Source organism: Enterovibrio baiacu (genome assembly GCF_004120195.1).
Classification (GTDB): domain Bacteria; phylum Pseudomonadota; class Gammaproteobacteria; order Enterobacterales; family Vibrionaceae; genus Enterovibrio; species Enterovibrio baiacui.
In genome coordinates, this window is sequence record NZ_SCHN01000007.1 from 323,007 (window position 1) to 343,622 (window position 20,616).

Consider the following 20,616-nt stretch of genomic DNA (forward strand, 5'->3'; position numbering starts at 1 on the left):
TTTAAATTTCATGAAGTTGATATGTCGCGTGACTGCCAATAGCAAAGAAGCCATCACGCGCAACGGCTTCTCATTGTGCCTATTCTGACACCTCGGGTATAGCGTAAACAAACTGTTAGACAGAAACAAAAAATCTTCCCGTAGCCATTGGCGACGTAAATTATTTGTCGATGTATCCCCATCGAATCAATCACATATTCATTTATGAATGAGTTTATCAGAGACTTTGATTGTCGCTTTGTTTCGCGGGCGTATAATGTGCTGTCCTTTTTCCTACCTCTTTTATCGTATTTTCGGAGTAATAGGTGCAAAACTACCGCCTAGAAGCGAAATCCATCATTAAGTTGGGTATCCCTGTTTTTATTGCGCAACTAGCACAAACCTCAATGGGGTTTGTCGACACAGTTATGGCTGGTGGCGTAAGTGCCACTGACATGGCGGCGGTTGCTGTTGCATCCAGTGTTTGGCTTCCATCCATCCTTTTTGGCATCGGTATTTTGATTGCCATGATCCCAATTGTCGCGCAGCTTAACGGCTCTGGTCGCCAACATAAGATCCCTTTCCAAGTGCAGCAAGGCGTATACATGGCGCTCGCCCTGTCAGTGCCTATTGCGCTCGTTCTCTATAATGCCGGTTCGATCGTCCACTACATGGACGTCGATCCGTTACTTGCAGAGAAAACGGTGGGCTACCTGCACGCGGTTATCTGGGCTGTTCCTGCTTTCTTGTTGTTCCAAGTACTGCGTAACCTTGCAGAAGGCATTTCAATGACCGTGCCCGCGATGGTGATCGGGTTTATCGGCCTAGCCGCAAACGTGCCACTAAACTGGATCTTCGTTTACGGTAAGTTTGGCATGCCTGCCATGGGCGGGGTTGGCTGTGGTGTCGCAACGGCCATTGTTTACTGGCTAATGTTCGCATCCATGTTTGTTTACATCATGGTGAACAAACGTCTTCGTCGAATCAACGCATTTCAAAACTTCGAAAAACCGAACATTCCTGCGCTATGGCGTTTGTTCAAAATGGGATTGCCAGTGGCTGCTGCCCTGTTCTTCGAAGTCACTCTATTTGCCGTTGTCGCCCTACTGATTGCACCGCTAGGTTCAACAGTGGTTGCTGCGCACCAAATCGCCATTAACTTCTCGTCGATGGTGTTCATGTTACCCATGAGCCTAGGTACGGCAGTGAGCATTCGTGTGAGCCATTTGTTGGGTGAGAAATCCACCGAAAGTGCTGCGCGCTCTGCAAAGCTCGGGATCATTCTTGGCTTGGTTGCCGCGCTCTGTACAGCAACGCTGACGGTCATTTTCCGCGAACCTATCATTCACCTTTATAACAGCAACCCAGAAGTGGTTTCGATTGCCGCGAACTTGATGCTACTGGCAGCACTTTACCAATGTACAGACTCTGTGCAGGTTGTCGCTGCAGGCGCATTGCGTGGCTATAAAGACATGAAGGCCATCTTCAACCGTACCTTTGTGGCGTATTGGATCCTCGGCGTGCCGATGGGATACATTCTCGGCATGACAGATTGGATTGTTGAACCAATGGGCGCTTACGGTTTCTGGATTGGCATCATTATTGGTCTTTCTTCTGCCGCCATCATGCTGGGTATGCGCTTGATGTGGATCAGAGGGCAATCCGCCGAGTTCCAACTCGCGATGGCCGAAAAATAATCCCGACATACAAACATCCCAGCACGTGCTGGGATGTTTTTTTCAGCCCTACATCAAAAATCCAAATGACCATATTCCCCGGTTTTATCTATTCTCAAGGTCTTACCGCGCACATCGATCGCTTATTCCATATACTTCGTATATTCCTAGGCTTACTCGTTTAAAGAGGCTGTGAATACGTCGTGATCGCCAACACTCTTCGCCATGCCACTGTCGCAATGCTGTTATTGTCACTAACAGGGTGTTTTGGTGACGATCCTGCTATCGCTCAGTTTGAAACCTATCAACAACGTCTAGCGAATGTCGTAGAGACTGACCCACTGCCGTTATCCGAAGCGATATCCATTCCTCTGCCACGTAAGCGCGATCTTCTTTTACCGCTTGCAGACATTCGCATGGGGTTGCTCGATGCGTATGAGCTTCGCGAGTGTGGCTTGTTTCAACTCATCGCGGATCGCAATTCTATCCTTGGCAAAGTGCAAGACGCCTTCCGCCACCTCGATTACGAAATCAAACTGTTAAACACGGTTGCCTACTGCCTGTCGAACATAGAAAACGAAGCGCTGACGGAACAACTTACCGCGTTGCAAGAACACAAATCCCAACAGCTCACGACGGTGTATTGGAATACGTTTGCATCCAGTGAGGCGTGGCGTAAGCAGCTTATTCCCGCCGGCAATGCCCTTATTCCGCCAGACGAACCCTTTCCTCACAGTGATGCGCTGTTGGCGATAGCGCGCTATGCAAATCTCATCGGGCAGAAACCCCAAGAGGTCGACGCTATCTCGCTGCAAGAGCCCATAGAAAAACAGCATTACTTGGGGGCGGTATTCCTTTCTTTAGATGAAAGCACGCGATGGTTGAACACCATTACCCAGCAGCTTGAGCGTGATGATCACCTCATCATTTGTGGTGAAAACCGCGACCCAACCCGACTGAACTATCTCAGAAATGTCTTTGATACCTTCTTTATTGGTGCTGTTCAGCCTTACGTTTCAAAACTCAATGGATTGTATTTAGACGTACAGCCCTCACTCCACCAACTAAATGCATCAATAAACGCCGCACCTTCCGACTTTCAGCCCTATCAAGATGCGTATTTAAGAGGCGAGCGATACGATGAATTTCAACGTGCAGTAAGACACCATGTTCAATATTGGCAATCGTTATTCTCACGTTGCCAAATCACTGTCGGCCGTCAGTAAACCCATTTTTGCCAATATCAAATGTGAAGCACATGGTCGCTTAACCCGTTAAAAACACAAAATAATGACCACAGATGCGCCAAGTTGTGCACCAAAACAGCAAACAGACGTCGAAACACAAAAAAGTCCGGATTTACGCTTGCGCGCCTTGCCCCTACTCGCTAATATTCATCCCGCTTTCAGGGCGATAGCTGCCCGGTAAAGACATGCAGTACGACCGTAGCTCAGTTGGTTAGAGCACCACCTTGACATGGTGGGGGTCGGTGGTTCGAATCCACTCGGTCGTACCAAGTTTTTATAAAGCACTACAATGCGTCCATAGCTCAGTTGGTTAGAGTACTACCTTGACATGGTAGGGGTCGGCAGTTCGAGTCTGCCTGGACGCACCAAGTTTTCTTGGAAATTGTACATGCGTCCGTAGCTCAGTTGGTTAGAGTACTGCCTTGACATGGCAGGGGTCGGCAGTTCGAGTCTGCCCGGACGCACCATTCCTTCCCTAACCAGGATGGAATCAGAATTTGGGTCTATAGCTCAGTTGGTTAGAGTACTACCTTGACATGGTAGGGGTCGGCAGTTCGAGTCTGCCTAGACCCACCAAATTCCAATAAACGCACTACCCTTATGGGTCTCCCAAGCGTTTATTCGGGCGATTAGCTCAGTTGGGAGAGCACCTCCCTTACAAGGAGGGGGTCACTGGTTCGAGCCCGGTATCGCCCACCACTTTCGTAAGAAGCAAAAAGCCTGCTCATTGAGCAGGCTTTTTGCTTTTGGGCATAACTCGAAAGCGTTCAAACTCACCCCTAGCCTAATTGCTGTTCTTCAGGTTGTCCGGCTCTCTATCAAAGTGCACTTTGCTTAGTTTCACCGCCTTGTCTAAACATGACTGCGACATAAAAAACAAAACAACCCCAAGAAGCGTAACTATAAACACATAGCCTCTACTGACACCTGTGGCGACCACCGAGTCTGAAATTGATTGGAGGTAAGCCGCCAATCCGGAAAGCACCATTACAAAGATAAGTACACATATAAATACTCCCGACAGAAAAACAAGCCGCTTTGTCATGGAGTTATAGCGAGAAGTCAGTTCAAGTCGATTACCTTCCAGGTTGACTTCTATATACCGAGCCCCAGCTTTTCCGAAATCACTTAAGTGACAAAAAGCATACGGCTGCTCAATAAACCAAGTAATCTCATCTTTCCTCAACTGTCGTTTGGTAACTGCGTTGAAAAGCACAACAATCTCAGCATGGTGCTTGTCTACTCCGTCATCTACGAGTGTCCTAATCTGCTGATAGATCTCATGCAAGTTTTTGGATTTACTCCAACTGTATTCTTTAATTTTTATCAAAGGTATGGCTAAGCCAAGCAGCATAACCAAAGAAATAAGTAATTTAATACTTTCTAAAGTCATTACCAGCTCTCCTAAAATTGAAGGTCTAACTGACTAAACCTTACCCAAATTACTGAAGAACGGGCATGTGGCGGCTACTTATTTACATATGCATTCCAAAAAAAACACTCTAGCTTATCGGTGGGTATGCAAATCTAATTGTTTCGCATCACAAAGTTGAACTGCTTAGAGTGAACAATAAAAGGATAAATAAAGGGGATAGTTTTCCTGACTTCAGCGATATCTGGCATGCGCCCTTCTGTAATGGCCTTCAACCCAAAAGCCATTACGGTAGTGCCCCTCGGCCTAGTGCCCATCAACATCTTGAAGCCCCTATAGATTATCTTCTGAAAATAGATTGTAGCCACCAAAGGCATTGCGAATTCCCCAATCTTTGTATGTTCGCTCGATAATCTCTTTGCTTTTATAATTAAAAGTTTGCGCATTTAATGTAGCCTCAGAAGCGGCGTTGTCAGAAAGCAGTGCTAGCAACATGGGTAACAACGTGACATTGTGTCTTCTCACCGTCAATGTCTCCACCCTCGCCTTTCCGTCTCACCAATAAAACACAGAGTTAGACGTATCACCGTCATCTTAGCGGTGCTTATTGAGTATTTTCTTAATGTCTCTCATGAACTTGAAAGGATCAATTGAGTGTCATGTTCTATGCTAATCGAGTGTCTTAAATTAAATATTAATTTCGCAATGTAGAGACGTCATGATGATTCTACCTCGCTCAATAAAACATAAAATATCACTCGCCATCGCTTCTATCATCATTGTTGTTGCTGCTGTTCAGTTTCAACGACAAGACCAACAACTGGTCGGATACACGGAGCAATCTGTTGCACAATTCATTGACTCAGTGGGCATTGCCAGTGCTAAGGGCATCCAAAATTGGATTGAGCCTCGCATCGAAGTCATTGAAAGCGCCATGAACAGCGATGTGAATGCGCAGAACACGCCAATCTATTCCTATCTTGATCAAGCCCGTATCGCTGGCAGTTTCCAATCTGTGTACGTCGGAACAAGCGCGGGTGAGATGATTCGTTATAATGCGAAGCCATCAAAAGCAGGATACGACCCTAGACAAAGGCCTTGGTACATTTCAGCTTCAGCGGCTAACGGCCCTATCATCACCAAGCCTTATAAAGACTCTTCCACTGGCGAAGCGGTTGTGACGATTGCGCGTAAATACACGCGCGGTAATGGGGAAATGGCGGTCATTGCAGGCGACATTAAAATTGGTCAGCTGATCAGCTACATCAACAGTATCAGCACCGATAATACGCAAGCGATACTCCTAGACAACAACGCCACAATTCTCGCCAGTGTTGACCCTTCAGTGAGCTTGCAGCCAGCAACCGAACTCACGCCCCAACTGACGCCAGAAGCGCTAGATACACTAGCCTCAAACCCTGATGTCAGCGAAATGAGCATCGCGAATGTGCCTTATCTCTTTAATCTTCACGCGGTAGAAGGCACGCCTTGGTTCCTTGCAATCGCAATGAATAAAGATGCTGCCTTCGCAAGCGTCACATCAAGCCGAGTGGACTCCCTCACCTTTGCCATCCTTCAGGTGGTTTTGGTCGCGGGGATCGCCATATTGCTAGTTAACAAGTTGCTTAAACCGCTATCCGATATTATCCGCGCGATGAAACGCCTCGCACGTGGTGACCTGACAGCGCGCGTTAACGTGACATCTCGCGACGAAATCAGCTTAATCGCAAATGGGATGAATGAAGTTGCGCAGAACTTACAAGATATCGTGAGTGGTATTTCTGAAGCGACGAAGAACATTTCTCGTGAAGTGGATGAAGTGAAGACCAAAACCGATGAAAATCACGGCATTCTTCACCATCACAGCCAAGTGACGCAAGACGTTGTGTCCAAGATTGATAACATGAATTCGACAGTGGAAACGGTTGCTGAAAGCGCGTCAGAAGCCTTGAGTTGTACGCAAAAAACCAACACACAAACGGTTGAGTCAAAGCAGAAAGTGAAAGATTCTGTCACGAGCGTCAATTCCCTTCTCCAAGAAATCACGGACATGGAATCGGACATTCAAAACATGAGCGAGAATTCCGCAAAAATCGCCTCGGTATTAACGGTTATTGGTGACATTGCAGAACAAACCAACTTGCTTGCTTTGAATGCTGCCATTGAGGCGGCACGAGCAGGTGAACAAGGCCGTGGCTTCGCCGTGGTAGCGGATGAAGTTCGCGCCCTAGCCAGCCGTACACAACAGAGCACCTCTGAAATTAACGACATGCTGCAAAACCTAAATGCAGGGACAGACAACGCGGTTAAGTCGATCGAAAACACCAAGCGCAGTTGCCTACAGTCGGTTGAACAAACCAATTTGGTGGATGCAAACCTTGATGTGATGTCTGAATCCGTTGAGGAAATCAATCAACTGAACAGCAACATTACCGACATTACTAACAAGCAAAACCAGGCATCACAAGATATCAGCCAAAGCATCCACGCTATCAGTGAAATGGTTGAGCAATTGAATGTCAGTGGCGAAGCGACGCTAAGCAATGTTCAGCAGCTCTCTGCGTCTAATCAGCAACTTAGCGCTGCGATTGCGAAGTTCCAGATTTAACATCGCTCAGCACTGAAAGAAACAACAGCCCCAATGCCCTGCCGACTTTCCATCGGCAGGGCATTTTCTTTTCCCGTCATTCTCATTTTCCGCTCGAACGTGGTGCGCTTTATCGAAAACCCACGCCCCACCGAGCAGCAATGCGCTTGTATTTATTCAGCGTTAAATTTGGTACGAATTCACAAGATTTTTGTTTTCTATTAGGTGGAAAAGCACTACTATGGCGGCGTTTTGGGGAGTAGTCATTTCGTCGCGCTGTCGTCATCCCGTAGCTTATGCTTCCGGCACGCGAGAACTCATCGTATTGGGTTCTGACAAGACCAACACCACGTATTGCTTTTCTTTTTTTAGCTTTGCGGTTGGTCAGGCTACCCTGCTTTCCTGTACCTTCCGCTCGCGGAGGTATCATGTTCTTAAGTGAACTCTTCTCAGGTTATGAAGGCCTGTTAATTCTTACGCTTTTAATGCTAGGCATCGACTTGCTGCTAACGAGAGGCAGTATTAGCTTCCGTTCTGCTGCCATTTGGAGCGTATTCTGGTTTGCTCTCGCGTTTCTCTTTGCTGGCGCGATTTTCTTCTTCTGGCCTGACATGTCGCCAACAAGTTTGTTGTCGAACGGCGAAGCTGCGACCGCTTTCATCACGGGTTACTTGCTTGAGAAGTCACTGAGCGTTGATAACCTCTTCGTGTTCGCACTGATCTTCAGCCAATTCAAAGTGCCAGAAAAAAACGTCCCGCGCATTCTTATGCTAGGTATCGTGGGGGCCTTGATTCTGCGTGGCATCATGATTTCGTTGGGTGCGCCTCTGATCGCGAAATTCCACGTAGTGCTTTACCTGTTCGGCTTCTTCTTGATTTGGACGGGTATCCAAATGTGGCGTCAACACGGCGAAGAAGACGAATCCTTCTCTGATGGTTTGCCGGTGCGCATGGTGAAGAAATTCCTACGCGTAAGCCCGGATTATCACGGCAACAAACTGCTGATCCGCGATGCTGTGGGCATCCTTGCAACGCCAATGCTGGTGGTTGTACTGGTTATCGCAATGACCGACGTGATGTTCGCGCTGGATTCCATCCCAGCTATCTTTGCGGTAACACAAGAACCTTACTTGGTATTGGCTGCGAATGTGTTCGCCCTACTTGGCTTGCGTTCGCTGTATTTCGTATTGGGTGGCATGCTGAACAAGTTTGCGTACTTGCACCACACGCTTGCGTTCATGCTGTGCTTCATCGGTGTGAAAATGCTGCTTATCGAAACGCCGTTTGCGATTGCAACGCCGGTTTCTTTAGGGGTGATTGTGACATCGTTGGCGGTCGGTATTGGCGCGTCGATTTGGAAACAACGCCAGTTAGAGAAAGCTGCTGCTTAACAGCAAAGATAAAGATAATAAAAAGGCACTTCGGTGCCTTTTTGTTTTTGAGTCATCATAGAGCGGCGAATTTAAACGCCATCACGCCTACCGTTCTCACGCGAGATAAAACGTTCAGCACCGGGCGTTAAAGCGCGATGAGGTAAAGCCCTAGCATTGCACTCGCTATCGCGAACAGCGCACTCGCAAACGTACCAAGCATCACGTATTCGGTGAACATTCGGCTACCGTGATCTTTCATATCACCAAAGCGGAAGACAGATTTGGCCGCCAACACCAAAGCCACGCCTGGCAATTGCCCCCAAAGTACAAAGGTGACAATCAACGCACGTTCAAAATACCCAATGTAGGTACCCGCATCTTTCAGTGGTCGGTTCTTTTCGGTATCAGAGGCGTCGTTCAGTTCCTGTGTCCAATTTCGAAGGAGCAGCGAAATCGCGACGGAAGAAGGCTTCATTGCAAGCAAATACGCCAAAATGCCACAAAACAATCCCCACCAACTTTGCTGTTGAAGCGCGGAAATCGCGTCACTTCTCGCATCCGGCGACACAATGGCTGTCGCGACGAAGAGTAGCAAAGCAAGGTGCGCACTTTGTTTGATGACAAGGGAGCGAAGTGTGACGACGCGTTCGACACCCCAAACATCAATCATGAAAGCGAACAAACCGATGAACAGCGCAGCACCGAATGCATACAGAAATGTTTGTGTGAAAAAGAGAAGCGAGATGAGCATCAATACGCTTTGGCAAAGTACTGACATGATCAGTCTACGATTTAGCGTTTTCTTTTTGTTTTCCTCGCCGCTCGGTGTGCGTAAGAAACGCGGCCCCGCGCCATCTTCAGGAATAACGTAGAACTCAACAAATAAGTGAATCGCCACCATGACCAGAAATACGGTGAGTATCATTCCTTCTATCCTCTCCTTCTCTTTGATTTACCACACGAATTGATAAGCATCGCGAACCAAAATTCGATAAGTTGCCGCAATACTATCCAGCAAGATAGCGGTTATATCGGCGTTGATACCAATCGAGCACATCTTCTACTTTTGTGTAGCTTGCGCGATTGATGACGCGAGTAAACGCGCTACGAGAAAGTCCCAACTTTTCAGCGAGTTCTGCATGAGAAAGCGTGGTATTTTCAATCCAAACATCGAGTGCCAAGGCCATCTTTGTGGTTAGCCCGCTCATCACATCATCAAGCAATGAACACACGATTTTGCCATCATCAGCAAAAGCATCATCGTCTGCGCTAAACGTTAAGCGCGCGCTTTTCATTGCATCAAGATGCCGACCTGACATCAGAAATGCCTCACTGTTGTTCGACATACGCACAGGCAGTTCTCGCGGTGTCGCTTTGGCAATAGACAGCGATAACCTGACATCTGCGGAAGGTTCAAGACGCAGCAAACTTAATCGCAATTTGATTGCCATGTACAGGAGTTGCTCGGGGGCTAACGTGTAGATCTGGAACGCATCCCCTCGGTAAATGTCGCCATTCGCGTGGTTACCGAAAGCAGTAAAACACCCCTCTATCGCGGTTAAACATTGTCGACGTGTTGCTTCATCCATTTTGGTGGAATCCACGATATCCCCTGTTATCACACCTGCAAAACTCATCCTGTCTCCACCGCTGTATCAGAAGCACTAAAAATAAAAGAGTTACACATATATGTAACTCTTTAAATTGTTACGCCAATACGTAACATTGTCAACTGTGCACTGATCAGGTCACTAACAGGCTTTTTTGTTTTCAATCTGCATTTCTAGGTTTTCATATAACGCGGCGAAGCTCTGAGAGAGCTTATGCTTCGGTGCAAAATGCACGAGTGGTTTTTGCTGATAGTGCGATTCCTTCATCTTCACAGACTGAGGAATAAAGGGTTCTAGCAACGGCAACCCAAGCTCGCGCACATTGTCGATAATTTGAGCAGGGAACTTCGCTTGGGCGTTAAACATGTTCACCACCACCCCTTCCAACATCAGTTTTCGGTTGTGGTCTTCACGTAGTTCCGCAAGGTTGTCCATTAATGTTAACAAGGCTTGGTGCGAGAAACTGTCGCAATCGAAAGGAATCAGCAATTTGTGGGCAGCGATAAGCCCCGCTTTACTGTAGAAATTGAGGTTTGGGGGCGTATCTATGTAGATGCGATCGTACTCGCCTTCTAGCTCATCAAGCGCATCTCGAAGTTTGTAGATTTTGTAACGGCGTTCAAGTTCAGGTTCTAACGCCGCCAATCGCGGGCTGGAAGGAATGATATCCAAGTTCTCATAGGCCGTGGTTTGGGGAAATTCTTTTATCGGCGTGGACATTGAAAACCATGAGACGGTTTGATCCAATAAATCCGCAATGCTTCTTTCCGTTTTCGCGTTGATATCAACGCCCAAGTAATGACTGCTGTTGCCTTGTATATCGAGGTCTATCAAAAGCGTTTTCTTACCGCTCGCGGCACTTAGCGCAGCGAGGTTAACTGTGATGCTTGATTTACCGACGCCGCCCTTTTGGTTGAATATGATCCGTCTCATGATCCCTGCCCTTATTAATGATGAAGAAGCACGACCACGAACTGTGCATATCTATTAACAATATCAGGTTGTTAAGGCAGAAAAATGAAGGAAGCTCTCGATTTAAGGGGATGGAATAAAAGTGTGAGAATTCAACGAGGAAAACGAAAAAAGCCACCTTTGAAGGTGGCTTTCTCAGTGAGGCTCACGCAGCGTTAGGACTTTCCTAACATACGTTTCAGCGTGGCATCTTTATCGACAATGTGATGTTTGAGTGCGCCGAGAACATGCAGCGCCAGCGTCACCATCACAATGTTTGCAAGAACCTCATGGGTTGTGCTGCCTATCTGACCCAGCAGTTCATTCTTTTCTCCTGCGGTAATCAGCGTAACGCCAAATACACCGATATCATGGCCGCCACCCAGCGACATGGCGATACCTGAAACAGGCATCAATAAAGTGGCAAGTAATAACAGGTGATGAACGCCAGCGGCGATCTTTTCCTGCCATCTTGGTGAACCAGGAATAGAAGAGATTGACCCTTCCTTAAAGCGCCACAACAAACGCGAGACAGCCAAAACGAGCACTAATACGCCAAAGGATTTATGTAGACCGATAAGCTCACCTTTTTCAGGCCCGCGCGGTAAATCTTCCACATACAGACCAAATGCAAGCACGCCGATAAAACTGATTGCAACTAACCAATGAAAAAAGATCGTCGGTTTAGATAAAGACGATACATTACTCATTTTCACTCACTCCATTATCATTATATTAAGTAAGGCTAATTTACCGCCAGCCAATCGCTTAAACAATGAGCAGCGTGTAAAGTTACGTAAAATTAATGGGGGAATATTTGATGTTTACTTATTCCATTGACTGTATTTGGCACACATTGGAAAACGGTGTTTCACAAACGGTTTTCTCTCTCATTTTTGGTAGGTGAGCTCAGGAAAAAACCAAGAGTGAGAAGAACTTCCAGTGCTCGTCTCTGTTCTAAATGCCATACTGTTTTCAACCTGCTTCCGTCCTATATTAATGAGGCCTCTCGATGATTGTCAGAAAGCACTTCAATGGTGCCCTATCGCTGTTTCTCTTATGCTTCGCACTGTTTTCCAACGCCACGCTTGCCAGCTCGGAAACACCAGCAGCAACGCCCACCGCCACCGCTGCAGCACCTTCTGAATCACTTGAGCAACGCATCAAAGCGTTCAACCGTGATTTAGCCGAACTCCTCGTCCTTCAGGATAAAGCGGTCGGTGAAGATAAACTCGCCATGCAGCTGCAAATGTTTCAGAAAAACGAAGAGTTACGATCGCTGATCGCTCAAGCAGTAAAGGGGAAAAATACTGACGCCAAGTTCCTCATCGCGCAGGTCAACCAGCAACAGAAATACAGCAAAGGTGGGATTGCGTACCTGACAGAGCGCTCAACCAAACTGTCTGAAGAAATCAGTAAAGCCAACAACGAAGACAAGTTCGCATTGCTGAGTGACTACAGTGAAGCAAGAAAGTACCTCGACAGTTTGTACGAGGAGCAATCGCAAAATATTGACTGGCTAAAAAAACTCGATGCCTTAGATCCTGCCGTTCAGAAAAGCTTTGATAAAGACATCATCAGACGCACTGAACAACTGGCCGCCAACATCGAGTATTTAAAGCAGCAACTCAGCGGAGATAACGCGCAACTCAGTGTCGCCCCTGAATCCGAAAAGGCAGCCATTCAGCTGAGAAAGCTCATTACCCAACGCAGAATGGACATCACGACCACCAGCCTGCGCACCATGATCGAGATGGCGGATGAGGAAGGCATTCCAAGCGCTGAATACAAACGTTTGTACTTTGAAGTCACCGGCAGCGTCACACAAGATTTACTGAGCACTGACGTTATCTTTGCCATTGTCAAAACTTGGTCGAGCAAGTTCGGCAACTGGTTCGTTGAAAACGCGCCGCAACATATCTTCCAACTGTTCGTTTTCTTGATCATCTTGCTGGTCGCACGACAAATTGCCAACGTGACACGCCGCGTGGTGAAGCACGCCGTTGCAACAAAGAACTTCAAGCTGTCCATGCTGATGCAAGAGTTCTTCATTTCGATGTCCGGCAAAGCGGTATGGTTCATCGGTATCCTGATTGCCCTGTCTCAAATAGGCTTGAACCTCACGCCAATCCTGACCGGTTTTGGTATCGCTGGTGTCATCATTGGTTTCGCTTTGCAAGATACGCTGTCTAACTTCGCCGCGGGCATGATGCTGCTGATTTACCGCCCTTTCGATGTGGGTGATTTTGTTTCTGCAGGTGGCGTTGAAGGCAAGGTTAGCCATATGAGCTTGGTGAATACCACGATAAAGACCTTTGATAACCAGATCATCATTGTGCCTAACAGCAAAATTTGGGGAGATGTAATCAAAAACGTTACGCATGAGCGCGTTCGACGCGTTGATATGGTGTTTGGGTGCAGTTATAGCGATGACGTGGAGAAAGTTGAAAAAGTACTCACAGACATCGTGGTGAATCACCCGTCCGTGCTTCGTGCGCCAGAGCCAATGATCAAGCTGCATGTGTTGAACAGCTCATCGCTCGATTTCATTGTCCGCCCTTGGGTGAAAACGGATGACTATTGGGATGTGTATTGGGATGTGACGCGAGAAGTGAAAATCCGCTTTGATCAGGAAGGCATTTCCATTCCTTTCCCTCAACAAGATGTGCATCTGCACATGGCATCTTCGGACATTCCTCCCTTGCCTAAAAATGAACTGTAGCAAGCGACAAGACGTTCATTGCCAAAGTCACACCCACAAAAAAAGCGCCTTACTCGGCGCTTTTTTTTACATCTTTTCGTTACCCGTTTTTATTCGACGTAAACAAGGACTTGAACGTCATATACAGGGTATAGAACACATTTGTGGAGGCGTTATAATCTTCCATGACATAGATGAAGTTCGATTTGTATTTTTCAACCGCTTCTTCTGCTGATTCAGCGAGAATGACATCATCTTCAATTTCAAACCCTTGCTCTAACAATCCCGCTTTTTCAATCAGGAAGGTTTCCGATGCCATATCAAGGAAGGTGTACTTTTTCCTATCCGAATTCGGAATGGTGAAGAACTGATATTTTGTTGCCATGCGATCCCTCTGCTCACCGCGCTTAAATCAACATGTTTATGCGCGACCTGTTGACAAAAATGACACCCAATCCAAACGATGCCTTTCTTTCGCCGCTTTCACTGCGCGATGAACGTCGTAGTCGATGCGTTTATGGTCGACATGCCAATCCGCCCCTTCTCCATCCACTATGGCGTATGAGGCATGATGGCTAAACGTTTGCATCTTATGAAATACGGGCTCATCATCTGCGTAAGCTGGCAGCCCTACACTACCCGGGTTAACAATGTATTGCCGCGTGGAGGTTTTCACCAGCCGAGGTAAATGCGTGTGACCACAACAAATGAGTGAATGGCTATTGCCTGCTAACAGACGAAGAATGTCAGATTCGTCACGCAGAATAGGCGCACCCACTTTTAGATCTTCAAGCAGATAAATCAAGTCATCTTCGGGCGTGCCATGACAAAAGAACACATCGTCGTTAAGCGCATAAGTAGCAGGTAAGCCTCGCATCCAGGTCAACGGCGCGTCACCCAGATCCTCGAGTATAAATGCCATGGTGGGATTGGCATCAATGTCATTCTGCGTTGCTTCGTAGATTTGTCGGTCTTGATTACCGCGAATGGTGAGGAAATCCTCTTCCATCAAACGCTCGTACGTCGCGCGCGGCGCTATGGGTCCGTAGAGGATGTCGCCCAAGTTGACGACGAGATCGACACCTTGATGGCGAATATCATCAAGCACCGCATCGAGTGCGTAAATATTGCTATGAATGTCTGATATCAGTGCAATGCGCATGTATGTCTCCCCTCGCGGAAAATGCTATACCAACAACCTGAAGATGCCGTCACCATCACGTGCACCTTAAACGCGTACGTAAAGGGAGAGGTATGCACCCAATGCCATCATGGCATCATGGCATCATGGCATCATGGCATCATGGCATCATGGCATCATGGCATCATGGCATCATGGCGTCAGATGTCACTGTTTGATCCCGTTTGCCCACTAAAGCCACAATACAACTCGGAGTAATTCGCGATCAAATCCTCTTTCAGCTTTTTTATAAATGCACGGGCAACGGGGGATAAGCTGACATTCTTTCTATGCACAAGCATGATGTAACGGTTGATGGAAACATCGTCAATTGAGAGCGACAGCAAGCTTCCTTTTTTCACCTCTTCTTGAATCAAAAAATGAGAGGCAATGGCCACCCCCGTATTTAACTCAACGGCTTTCTTTACCGCCTCCATACTGCCAAGAGCAACGACCTGTTTAAAGTTTACTTTCGTGCCACTTGTTCTCTCGACGTTTTTGACGGTCGTACTTTTGCGGTTTGATGTCAGCAGCGACAGCCCATGCAATTCACTTAATGGTATGGATGCTTTCCCTTCCCACTTGGTCAACACCATCGGATGTTGCGGTGAAACAACGACCGTTAGCCTATCGCGCAGCAAGGGTTCAAAGTGCAGCTTTTTATCATCCAGCCCTGTTTCTGCTGGTTGTGACACAAAACCCAACTCACAATCACGCCCATAAGACACTTCACTGATGACATCTTTGGCATATTTGATTTGAGATTCTAGATTCACGCTAGGGTACATGAGATGAAAATCAGACAATGCTTGGGGAAGGATATAAGTGCCAGGCGTATTGGAACTGCACACTTTTAAATCCCCTGTGGAGAGTTTGTTTAACGTGACTAACTCGTTCTTTGAATCACGGATAGCTTTAATCACCGCCTCACAGTGAGGTAACACCCGCTGTCCAGCCATCGTCAGTTTCACATCTCTCCCAACACGATCGAGCAACTGCGCTTTATAATAGTTCTCTAAGTTTTTAATGCGTTGAGAGATCGTCGCCTGCGTACAGAAGCACTCTTCAGCGGCTTGTGTAAAACTGCGCAGGTGGGCGATTTTCACGAAAGCCTCAAAGTTCTCTATTCTCATTTCATTCCTTGTAAAAAAGCAGAAGCGACACATCAACCATGATGTCACTTCTGCTTTGAGTATAAGAGATAACCTTGCTTAGACAGTGCTTTTATGACCTAAGCACCAAGCTTAGCAACGACCCCTAAGTGATCCATTTGTATGCGGAAAAAATCCCGCGCCGTGAGGTTATTCAAACTGCCATGTGTCACGTACTTTTCACCGAAGTTTTCAATCGGCAGGCGTCTTACATTCCCGCCAGCAAAAAACGACGGCACAGGATCACCAGAATGATCCCGTCTCATGCAAGGGGTTGAATGATCGCTTGTATAGCCAACAAAACACTCATTCAAATCAATGTGTCTGAGTATGTGCCCTAGCATCATATCGAGCTTAATCGCAGACGATACTTTAATCATGGGTTGGCAATCATGCCCCGCCAAATCAGGAGACTTGATGTGCAACACGACCCAATCATAACCGCTCTTCAATTGTTCAATCGCAAGGTCTGCTTTAGCGATAAAGTCCGTATCATGGCCAGCGGTAAAGCTGTCGCGGTGATACACGTCAAAGCCCGCCATTCTAGCGATTCCAAGCACAGTGCGATCACCTGCGATGCACGCACCACGAATACCCAGTGTTGTTGTGATCTTTGGTGCCTGTATTTCTCGCCCGATGCCACGCAGCAAAATCATATTTGCAGGCGGCATACCTTGTAACGAACGTTCGGCATTGATTGGATGCAAACTCAGGACAGAAAACATTTTCTCTGTCAGTTCATTAATGGCGTCAGCAGTGTTTATCGCATCACTTTCTTCATTCAATGCAATGCTCTTACAGACTGTCTCCCCTTCTTTCGCTGTACCAGGATCTGTCGTACTAACATGTTCAGAGAGATTCTCACCACGTAAAACGACAGCAACACGGTGGGCACTCAGCGGACGAACAATCACCTTAATACCGTTAGAAAGCACAATCCCGTCTAGCGCCTCTGCAAGTTCATGTGTACCCGCGTTGATGCGCCCAGCTCGACGGTCAAGCACGGTGAATTCATCATCAACCGTCGCAAAGTTACCGCGAAACGCAATGTCGGAGGGTAACAACTCGATCCCTGCACCGTATGCTTCAATAGGACCACGCCCTGTGTAAACCTCATAAGGGTCGTAACCAAAAATCGCTAAATGGCCTACGTCCGTGCCGACAGGAACGCCCGGTTGTACTGGGTGCACGTTCCCGAATAGCCCCTTTTTCGCCAACGCAGTTAAGTTTGGTGTTAACGCATACTCGAGCGGGGTAAGACCGTTTAGGTCAGGTATAGGGTTATCCCCCATACCGTCAGCAATAATTAATAGGGCTTGTTTACTCATTTTTGCTCCTCAATTGGCGCTGATTCAACGGCTTCTTTTTCGTCGACAAGTACATCTCTTCGTTTCCAAAGCAACGCGCCGGAAATTAGGATGACGAACGTCCAAAGCACCCATTTGATGCTTGGTGCTGGACGGTATAAACGCACTTTTGTTTCAACTTCCTGTCCAGCAGCCAGCGCGCTTCGATTCACCGTTACCACTTTCCAATCATCCAGTTTACTGATGGTGAATGTTTTCTTTTTCTTCGACCATTCCGGTGTTACAACACCATAAAGCTCGGTGCCTTTTGGCACAGAAAGCTGGGTAGAAAAATCATCAATTGTAGAGGGTGATGTATTGGTAAAGGTGTAAGAAACACGCGTAACGCCAGCAGGATGGCTGTACTTGAGCTTCGCTTTCTTTTCTTTGTAGAGCTTTTTCACTTGAAACGTTTGCTGCAACGTCACTGCGCTATCACTTGACGCAAAACGGTATCGATATGCCTCACGGCCATGAATGTCGACGCGCTCAGGCGTGCCAATCAATGTTCCCGACAATACTTCGTAGTTTGCTAACTGACCCTTTTCATAAGCAGGTAAGTAAACAACACCCTCGGCATTGGTGGTCGCAGTGACGGAGGTATTGATAATGCCTTCCGAACCTGACGGTTGGATGTTCTCGTGGTATTGCTGAATGTCTCCAAATTCTTTAGCAGCAAGGGTTGGCGACAACACAATACCGAGTGGAAATAACAGTGTAAGCACTGCGCGTGTTGAAAATAACGGCTTAAACATCATGTAGCCTCCTTAAGGTGTAATGCCGAGATATGCGAACCATGTGAACGACGCGCCAAACATGAAGCACCACTTCGCCATCAAGGTTAAAACGCCATATAACAACTGGTTATTTACCGAGAAATAGCCTGTGCTGTAATACACCAAGTTTGCTTTACTGTGTGGAGGAAGCGTGATGGTATCTGCAATCGTGAATGCGGCGGGTAGCGCCAACATCAGAGGCGGAACCCCTGCACTTTCTGCAAGACCAATAAGGGTGGGAATAAGGATAATGGTCCGAACCGTTTTACTGGTGAAGACGAAATGACTGAAGCTGGATATCGCGATAACCACACCATAGAGAGTGGTGAAGCTCATGTCTTTCACACCAAGGTGGTCAAAGATACTGCCCAACGCCCATGACGCAACACCGGTTTCGCTCAATGACACACCAACGGCGTAAGCACCGGCGGCAAACACCATCAAGTTCCAGGGTATTTTTGCCTCTTTCCAAGAAAGAATGCCGACATAAGGCATAAAGAATATCGCTGCAGAAATAACAGCAACCATCACTAAGCTAATCTGAAAACCAAACAGATCCATGTGCCATTTATCAGTGGCCCATAAACAGATGGTGAGAATGAAGATGGACGCGGCTTTCTTTTCATTTGACGATACAGAACCCAACTCCTGATATTGTCGATTGATTTCTTGTATCTCTTCGCCGCCAGATTTCGCCGAACCTGAGGGTTTAAATAGCGCAATACCGATAAAGAATGATGCAATCAGTGTAAGGATAGCGATAGGTGCTGACGCAATGAACCATTCCCCCCAAGATACTGAAGAGCCAGTTAGCTCTTTCATCAAACCAATGGCAAGAATCTGAGGTGCTGTTGCGGTCACAATGGCTGACGTAGAAATGTTGTTTGCTTGCAGGCCCTGAATGGCCAGTAACTTGCCAAGATTCTTATTACCCTTTTCAACGCTGAATGCTTTGGCGATAAGAAGCACGATCGGCAACAACATAGCAGCACGCGCCGTTGTGGATGGCACAATAAAAGCGATGGTAAAGTTTGCAGCCATCAGCGACATCAACATCGACTTCCATGTTTTACCAAAGCGAGTGATGATTGCTAGCGCGATACGTTTAGCCAATCCGCTCTTTTCCATGCCCGATGTGATGATGAAGGCTGAGATCATTAGCCAAATCACGCCGTAACCCATGGTCCCTAGCGCATTCTTCTCGGCCCACCCACCAAGAATGGATAGCAAGGCGATCGAAATCATTGAGGTCGCATAGTTGGGCAGTGATTCGGATACCCAAAGGATTAGCGCAAAGCTAAAAATACCAAGGGACATCTTGCCTTCGAACGTAATGCCGTCAGGTGTTGGTATGGAATAGAAAATCATGAGTACAACCATGGCCAATGGTAGGCCGAGGTAATACATTATTTTCTCTGTTTTACTTTTGGAGCTCAGGTCTCTCACAATGCTTACCACTAGCAATCTCCTTTGCTTTTAGTCCAGTGAGTATGGTTTTCCTAGCCTTTACCTCAGTCTATCGCTGAGCTACCAAAAGGTTATGTTTGACAACATTCACTGTTCAATCGAAAGGATGAATGCCAAGCATTGGATTATCAAATGGATGAATGCGAACTATTGAGGCGAAATAAAAACAACCTGTTGTTTTTAATAATATAGTTAATAGTAATGATTAATATGAGGATATGGCGTTGTTGCGAATATGTCTGACAGGAAACTGATAGGAGAGTATTTTCAGAGGCAAGCACTAGCACAAAAACTTGCCAAGAATAACAGTACGCATGACAAAAGCTGGAGCGTGATAAGTGCTATTTTTACCGTTGTTGTGTCCAAATAGCCGAGAGATGGTTGTTCACGAAGATTCTTACCTGGATAGGCGCAGCAATGATGTCGGCACTACTGCGTCTCAATAATAACCAGTAAAAGGTTAACTAAGGCGGAGTTAGGAAGACACTCTCCGCCATTTAGATGGATGACCAGTTACGCTACGCTTCTTGATTAAACACACTCTCAGGTTCGGATTCCAAAGGCTTCACGGGCGCAGGTTCTGTTTCTTCAGGCGTTAATACTTCGTCGGCTTTCTTTTTCGCTTCTTCGGCAAGCTCGCCACTTTTCTCTTTGGTCTTATCCCAAATGTCTGCACTCTTTTCTTTCGTGCTTTCCCATAAGCTGTCGCCGCCTTCTTGCGCGCCTTCTAACAGCTCATTGCTTTTCTCTTTTGTCGCATCCCACGCGCTATCACCCGCTTCTTTTGCAGATTCCCACGCTTCGGCGGCAGACTCTTTGGCTTTATCCCAACTACTTTGCTCTGCGTGCGCGGCCCCTGAAAGACCTAAAACAGGTAAACAAAATAGCAAAGACAGTAAAATCGGTTTCATTTGCATCTTAATGCTCCTTCTCGCGGGTGACACCCAACCAAACAACCCTGAGGTGTACCGAATGCTGATGCATTTCCCTACACATTAGTCAATCTCGCTGAATACTGCACCATCATCTTGTTTGGATATAGACAGAGATAACACTCATCAACGTCACAATGATGACAACAATAAAACACCGTTCATTATCATGCAAGAGCATAACCGTGCTGAGGAAGTGCAACGCATCACAAATAGAAACGCCATCGATGAGATGGCGTCAAGGCGGTATGCTGAACATGCGTCAACG

General features: G+C 46.9%; 18 protein-coding genes and 5 tRNA genes. 10 read left to right on the plus strand and 13 right to left on the minus strand.

All coding sequences use genetic code 11. The features are described 5' to 3' along the window. The first annotated feature begins 305 nt into the window (after nt 1–305). From EQP46_RS06210 to EQP46_RS06240, 7 genes are all read left to right on the plus strand, one after another. The gene (locus tag EQP46_RS06210) at nt 306–1,676 is read left to right on the plus strand and encodes an MATE family efflux transporter (RefSeq protein WP_129492820.1); all 1,371 of its coding nucleotides are present in this window, start codon (nt 306–308) and stop codon (nt 1,674–1,676) included. 182 nt (nt 1,677–1,858) lie between these two features. Next, nucleotides 1,859–2,881 (plus strand): DUF3080 family protein, encoded by a 1,023-nt coding sequence (locus EQP46_RS06215; RefSeq protein WP_240671674.1) that lies wholly within the window; start codon nt 1,859–1,861, stop codon nt 2,879–2,881. A 213-nt stretch (nt 2,882–3,094) separates the two neighbouring features. Further along, nucleotides 3,095–3,171 (plus strand) — tRNA-Val (locus tag EQP46_RS06220). A gap of 22 nt (nt 3,172–3,193) precedes the next feature. After that, a tRNA-Val gene (locus tag EQP46_RS06225) sits at nt 3,194–3,270 on the plus strand. A gap of 22 nt (nt 3,271–3,292) precedes the next feature. Next, a tRNA-Val gene (locus EQP46_RS06230) sits at nt 3,293–3,369 on the plus strand. Between the two features lie 32 nt (nt 3,370–3,401). Next, nucleotides 3,402–3,478, plus strand: a tRNA-Val gene (locus EQP46_RS06235). 47 nt (nt 3,479–3,525) lie between these two features. Then, nucleotides 3,526–3,601: transfer RNA gene (locus EQP46_RS06240), tRNA-Val, on the plus strand. Nucleotides 3,602–3,686: 85 nt separating this feature from the next. On the opposite strand, the gene EQP46_RS06245 is transcribed toward EQP46_RS06240, so the two are convergent. Both EQP46_RS06245 and EQP46_RS06250 read right to left on the minus strand, forming a co-directional pair. Then, nucleotides 3,687–4,295: a hypothetical protein gene (locus tag EQP46_RS06245; RefSeq protein WP_129492821.1), complete on the minus strand. Its 609-nt coding sequence runs from the start codon at nt 4,293–4,295 to the stop codon at nt 3,687–3,689. 312 nt (nt 4,296–4,607) lie between these two features. Next, complete coding sequence (locus tag EQP46_RS06250) at nt 4,608–4,814, minus strand: hypothetical protein (protein WP_129492822.1); 207 nt, start codon at nt 4,812–4,814, stop codon at nt 4,608–4,610. A gap of 178 nt (nt 4,815–4,992) precedes the next feature. Between EQP46_RS06250 and EQP46_RS06255 the strand changes: the two genes are divergently transcribed. Together EQP46_RS06255 and EQP46_RS06260 are read left to right on the plus strand one after the other, a co-directional pair. Next, nucleotides 4,993–6,882, plus strand: a complete 1,890-nt coding sequence (locus EQP46_RS06255) for a methyl-accepting chemotaxis protein (protein ID WP_129492823.1) — start codon at nt 4,993–4,995, stop codon at nt 6,880–6,882. Nucleotides 6,883–7,289: 407 nt separating this feature from the next. Next, nucleotides 7,290–8,252, plus strand: a complete 963-nt coding sequence (locus EQP46_RS06260; RefSeq protein WP_129492824.1) for a TerC/Alx family metal homeostasis membrane protein — start codon at nt 7,290–7,292, stop codon at nt 8,250–8,252. A gap of 127 nt (nt 8,253–8,379) precedes the next feature. Here the strand turns inward: EQP46_RS06260 and EQP46_RS06265 are convergent, their stop codons facing one another. The 4 genes from EQP46_RS06265 to EQP46_RS06280 form a co-directional block, all read right to left on the minus strand. Further along, a complete protein-coding gene (locus tag EQP46_RS06265; RefSeq protein WP_129492825.1) occupies nt 8,380–9,159 on the minus strand; it encodes a DUF3307 domain-containing protein in 780 nt (259 codons plus the stop codon). A gap of 82 nt (nt 9,160–9,241) precedes the next feature. Next, a complete protein-coding gene (locus EQP46_RS06270; protein ID WP_129492826.1) occupies nt 9,242–9,871 on the minus strand; it encodes a winged helix-turn-helix domain-containing protein in 630 nt (209 codons plus the stop codon). 114 nt (nt 9,872–9,985) lie between these two features. Beyond that, nucleotides 9,986–10,777 (minus strand): ParA family protein, encoded by a 792-nt coding sequence (locus EQP46_RS06275; RefSeq protein ID WP_129492827.1) that lies wholly within the window; start codon nt 10,775–10,777, stop codon nt 9,986–9,988. A gap of 194 nt (nt 10,778–10,971) precedes the next feature. Next, complete coding sequence (locus EQP46_RS06280; protein ID WP_129492945.1) at nt 10,972–11,505, minus strand: cytochrome b; 534 nt, start codon at nt 11,503–11,505, stop codon at nt 10,972–10,974. Nucleotides 11,506–11,807: 302 nt separating this feature from the next. Between EQP46_RS06280 and EQP46_RS06285 the strand changes: the two genes are divergently transcribed. Then, nucleotides 11,808–13,517 (plus strand): mechanosensitive ion channel family protein, encoded by a 1,710-nt coding sequence (locus EQP46_RS06285; RefSeq protein ID WP_129492828.1) that lies wholly within the window; start codon nt 11,808–11,810, stop codon nt 13,515–13,517. Between the two features lie 79 nt (nt 13,518–13,596). Here EQP46_RS06285 and EQP46_RS06290 read toward each other — a convergent pair whose 3' ends face one another. From EQP46_RS06290 to EQP46_RS06320, 7 genes are all read right to left on the minus strand, one after another. Further along, a complete protein-coding gene (locus tag EQP46_RS06290; protein WP_129492829.1) occupies nt 13,597–13,881 on the minus strand; it encodes a hypothetical protein in 285 nt (94 codons plus the stop codon). A gap of 36 nt (nt 13,882–13,917) precedes the next feature. Beyond that, a complete protein-coding gene (locus tag EQP46_RS06295) occupies nt 13,918–14,658 on the minus strand; it encodes a metallophosphoesterase family protein (RefSeq protein WP_129492830.1) in 741 nt (246 codons plus the stop codon). A gap of 179 nt (nt 14,659–14,837) precedes the next feature. Next, nucleotides 14,838–15,842, minus strand: a complete 1,005-nt coding sequence (locus EQP46_RS06300; RefSeq protein WP_338068748.1) for a LysR family transcriptional regulator — start codon at nt 15,840–15,842, stop codon at nt 14,838–14,840. Nucleotides 15,843–15,907: 65 nt separating this feature from the next. Then, nucleotides 15,908–17,155 carry a 2,3-bisphosphoglycerate-independent phosphoglycerate mutase gene (apgM, locus tag EQP46_RS06305; RefSeq protein WP_129492831.1) on the minus strand — a complete coding sequence of 416 codons (1,248 nt, stop codon included), beginning with the start codon at nt 17,153–17,155 and terminating at the stop codon, nt 15,908–15,910. Then, entirely contained in the window at nt 17,152–17,931 is a 780-nt protein-coding gene (locus tag EQP46_RS06310) for a hypothetical protein (protein WP_129492832.1), read from the minus strand. Before EQP46_RS06310 ends, apgM begins: the two co-directional genes overlap by 4 nt. Before the next feature lie 9 nt (nt 17,932–17,940). Further along, nucleotides 17,941–19,356 carry an SLC13 family permease gene (locus tag EQP46_RS06315; RefSeq protein WP_194956728.1) on the minus strand — a complete coding sequence of 472 codons (1,416 nt, stop codon included), beginning with the start codon at nt 19,354–19,356 and terminating at the stop codon, nt 17,941–17,943. Nucleotides 19,357–19,934: 578 nt separating this feature from the next. Next, the gene (locus EQP46_RS06320) at nt 19,935–20,333 is read right to left on the minus strand and encodes a hypothetical protein (RefSeq protein ID WP_129492834.1); all 399 of its coding nucleotides are present in this window, start codon (nt 20,331–20,333) and stop codon (nt 19,935–19,937) included. Nucleotides 20,334–20,616 lie beyond the last annotated feature (283 nt).

Coding starts and splice junctions, on each gene's coding strand:
- EQP46_RS06320 (WP_129492834.1), bottom strand. CDS start 20,333: ATGCAAATGAAACCGATTTTACTGTCTTTGCTATTTTGTTTACCTGTT.
- EQP46_RS06285 (WP_129492828.1), top strand. CDS start 11,808: ATGATTGTCAGAAAGCACTTCAATGGTGCCCTATCGCTGTTTCTCTTA.
- EQP46_RS06255 (WP_129492823.1), top strand. CDS start 4,993: ATGATGATTCTACCTCGCTCAATAAAACATAAAATATCACTCGCCATC.
- apgM (WP_129492831.1), bottom strand. CDS start 17,155: ATGAGTAAACAAGCCCTATTAATTATTGCTGACGGTATGGGGGATAAC.
- EQP46_RS06270 (WP_129492826.1), bottom strand. CDS start 9,871: ATGAGTTTTGCAGGTGTGATAACAGGGGATATCGTGGATTCCACCAAA.
- EQP46_RS06315 (WP_194956728.1), bottom strand. CDS start 19,356: ATGTATTACCTCGGCCTACCATTGGCCATGGTTGTACTCATGATTTTC.
- EQP46_RS06310 (WP_129492832.1), bottom strand. CDS start 17,931: ATGATGTTTAAGCCGTTATTTTCAACACGCGCAGTGCTTACACTGTTA.
- EQP46_RS06300 (WP_338068748.1), bottom strand. CDS start 15,842: ATGTGTCGCTTCTGCTTTTTTACAAGGAATGAAATGAGAATAGAGAAC.
- EQP46_RS06260 (WP_129492824.1), top strand. CDS start 7,290: ATGTTCTTAAGTGAACTCTTCTCAGGTTATGAAGGCCTGTTAATTCTT.
- EQP46_RS06280 (WP_129492945.1), bottom strand. CDS start 11,505: ATGAGTAATGTATCGTCTTTATCTAAACCGACGATCTTTTTTCATTGG.
- EQP46_RS06290 (WP_129492829.1), bottom strand. CDS start 13,881: ATGGCAACAAAATATCAGTTCTTCACCATTCCGAATTCGGATAGGAAA.
- EQP46_RS06295 (WP_129492830.1), bottom strand. CDS start 14,658: ATGCGCATTGCACTGATATCAGACATTCATAGCAATATTTACGCACTC.
- EQP46_RS06245 (WP_129492821.1), bottom strand. CDS start 4,295: ATGACTTTAGAAAGTATTAAATTACTTATTTCTTTGGTTATGCTGCTT.
- EQP46_RS06275 (WP_129492827.1), bottom strand. CDS start 10,777: ATGAGACGGATCATATTCAACCAAAAGGGCGGCGTCGGTAAATCAAGC.
- EQP46_RS06265 (WP_129492825.1), bottom strand. CDS start 9,159: ATGATACTCACCGTATTTCTGGTCATGGTGGCGATTCACTTATTTGTT.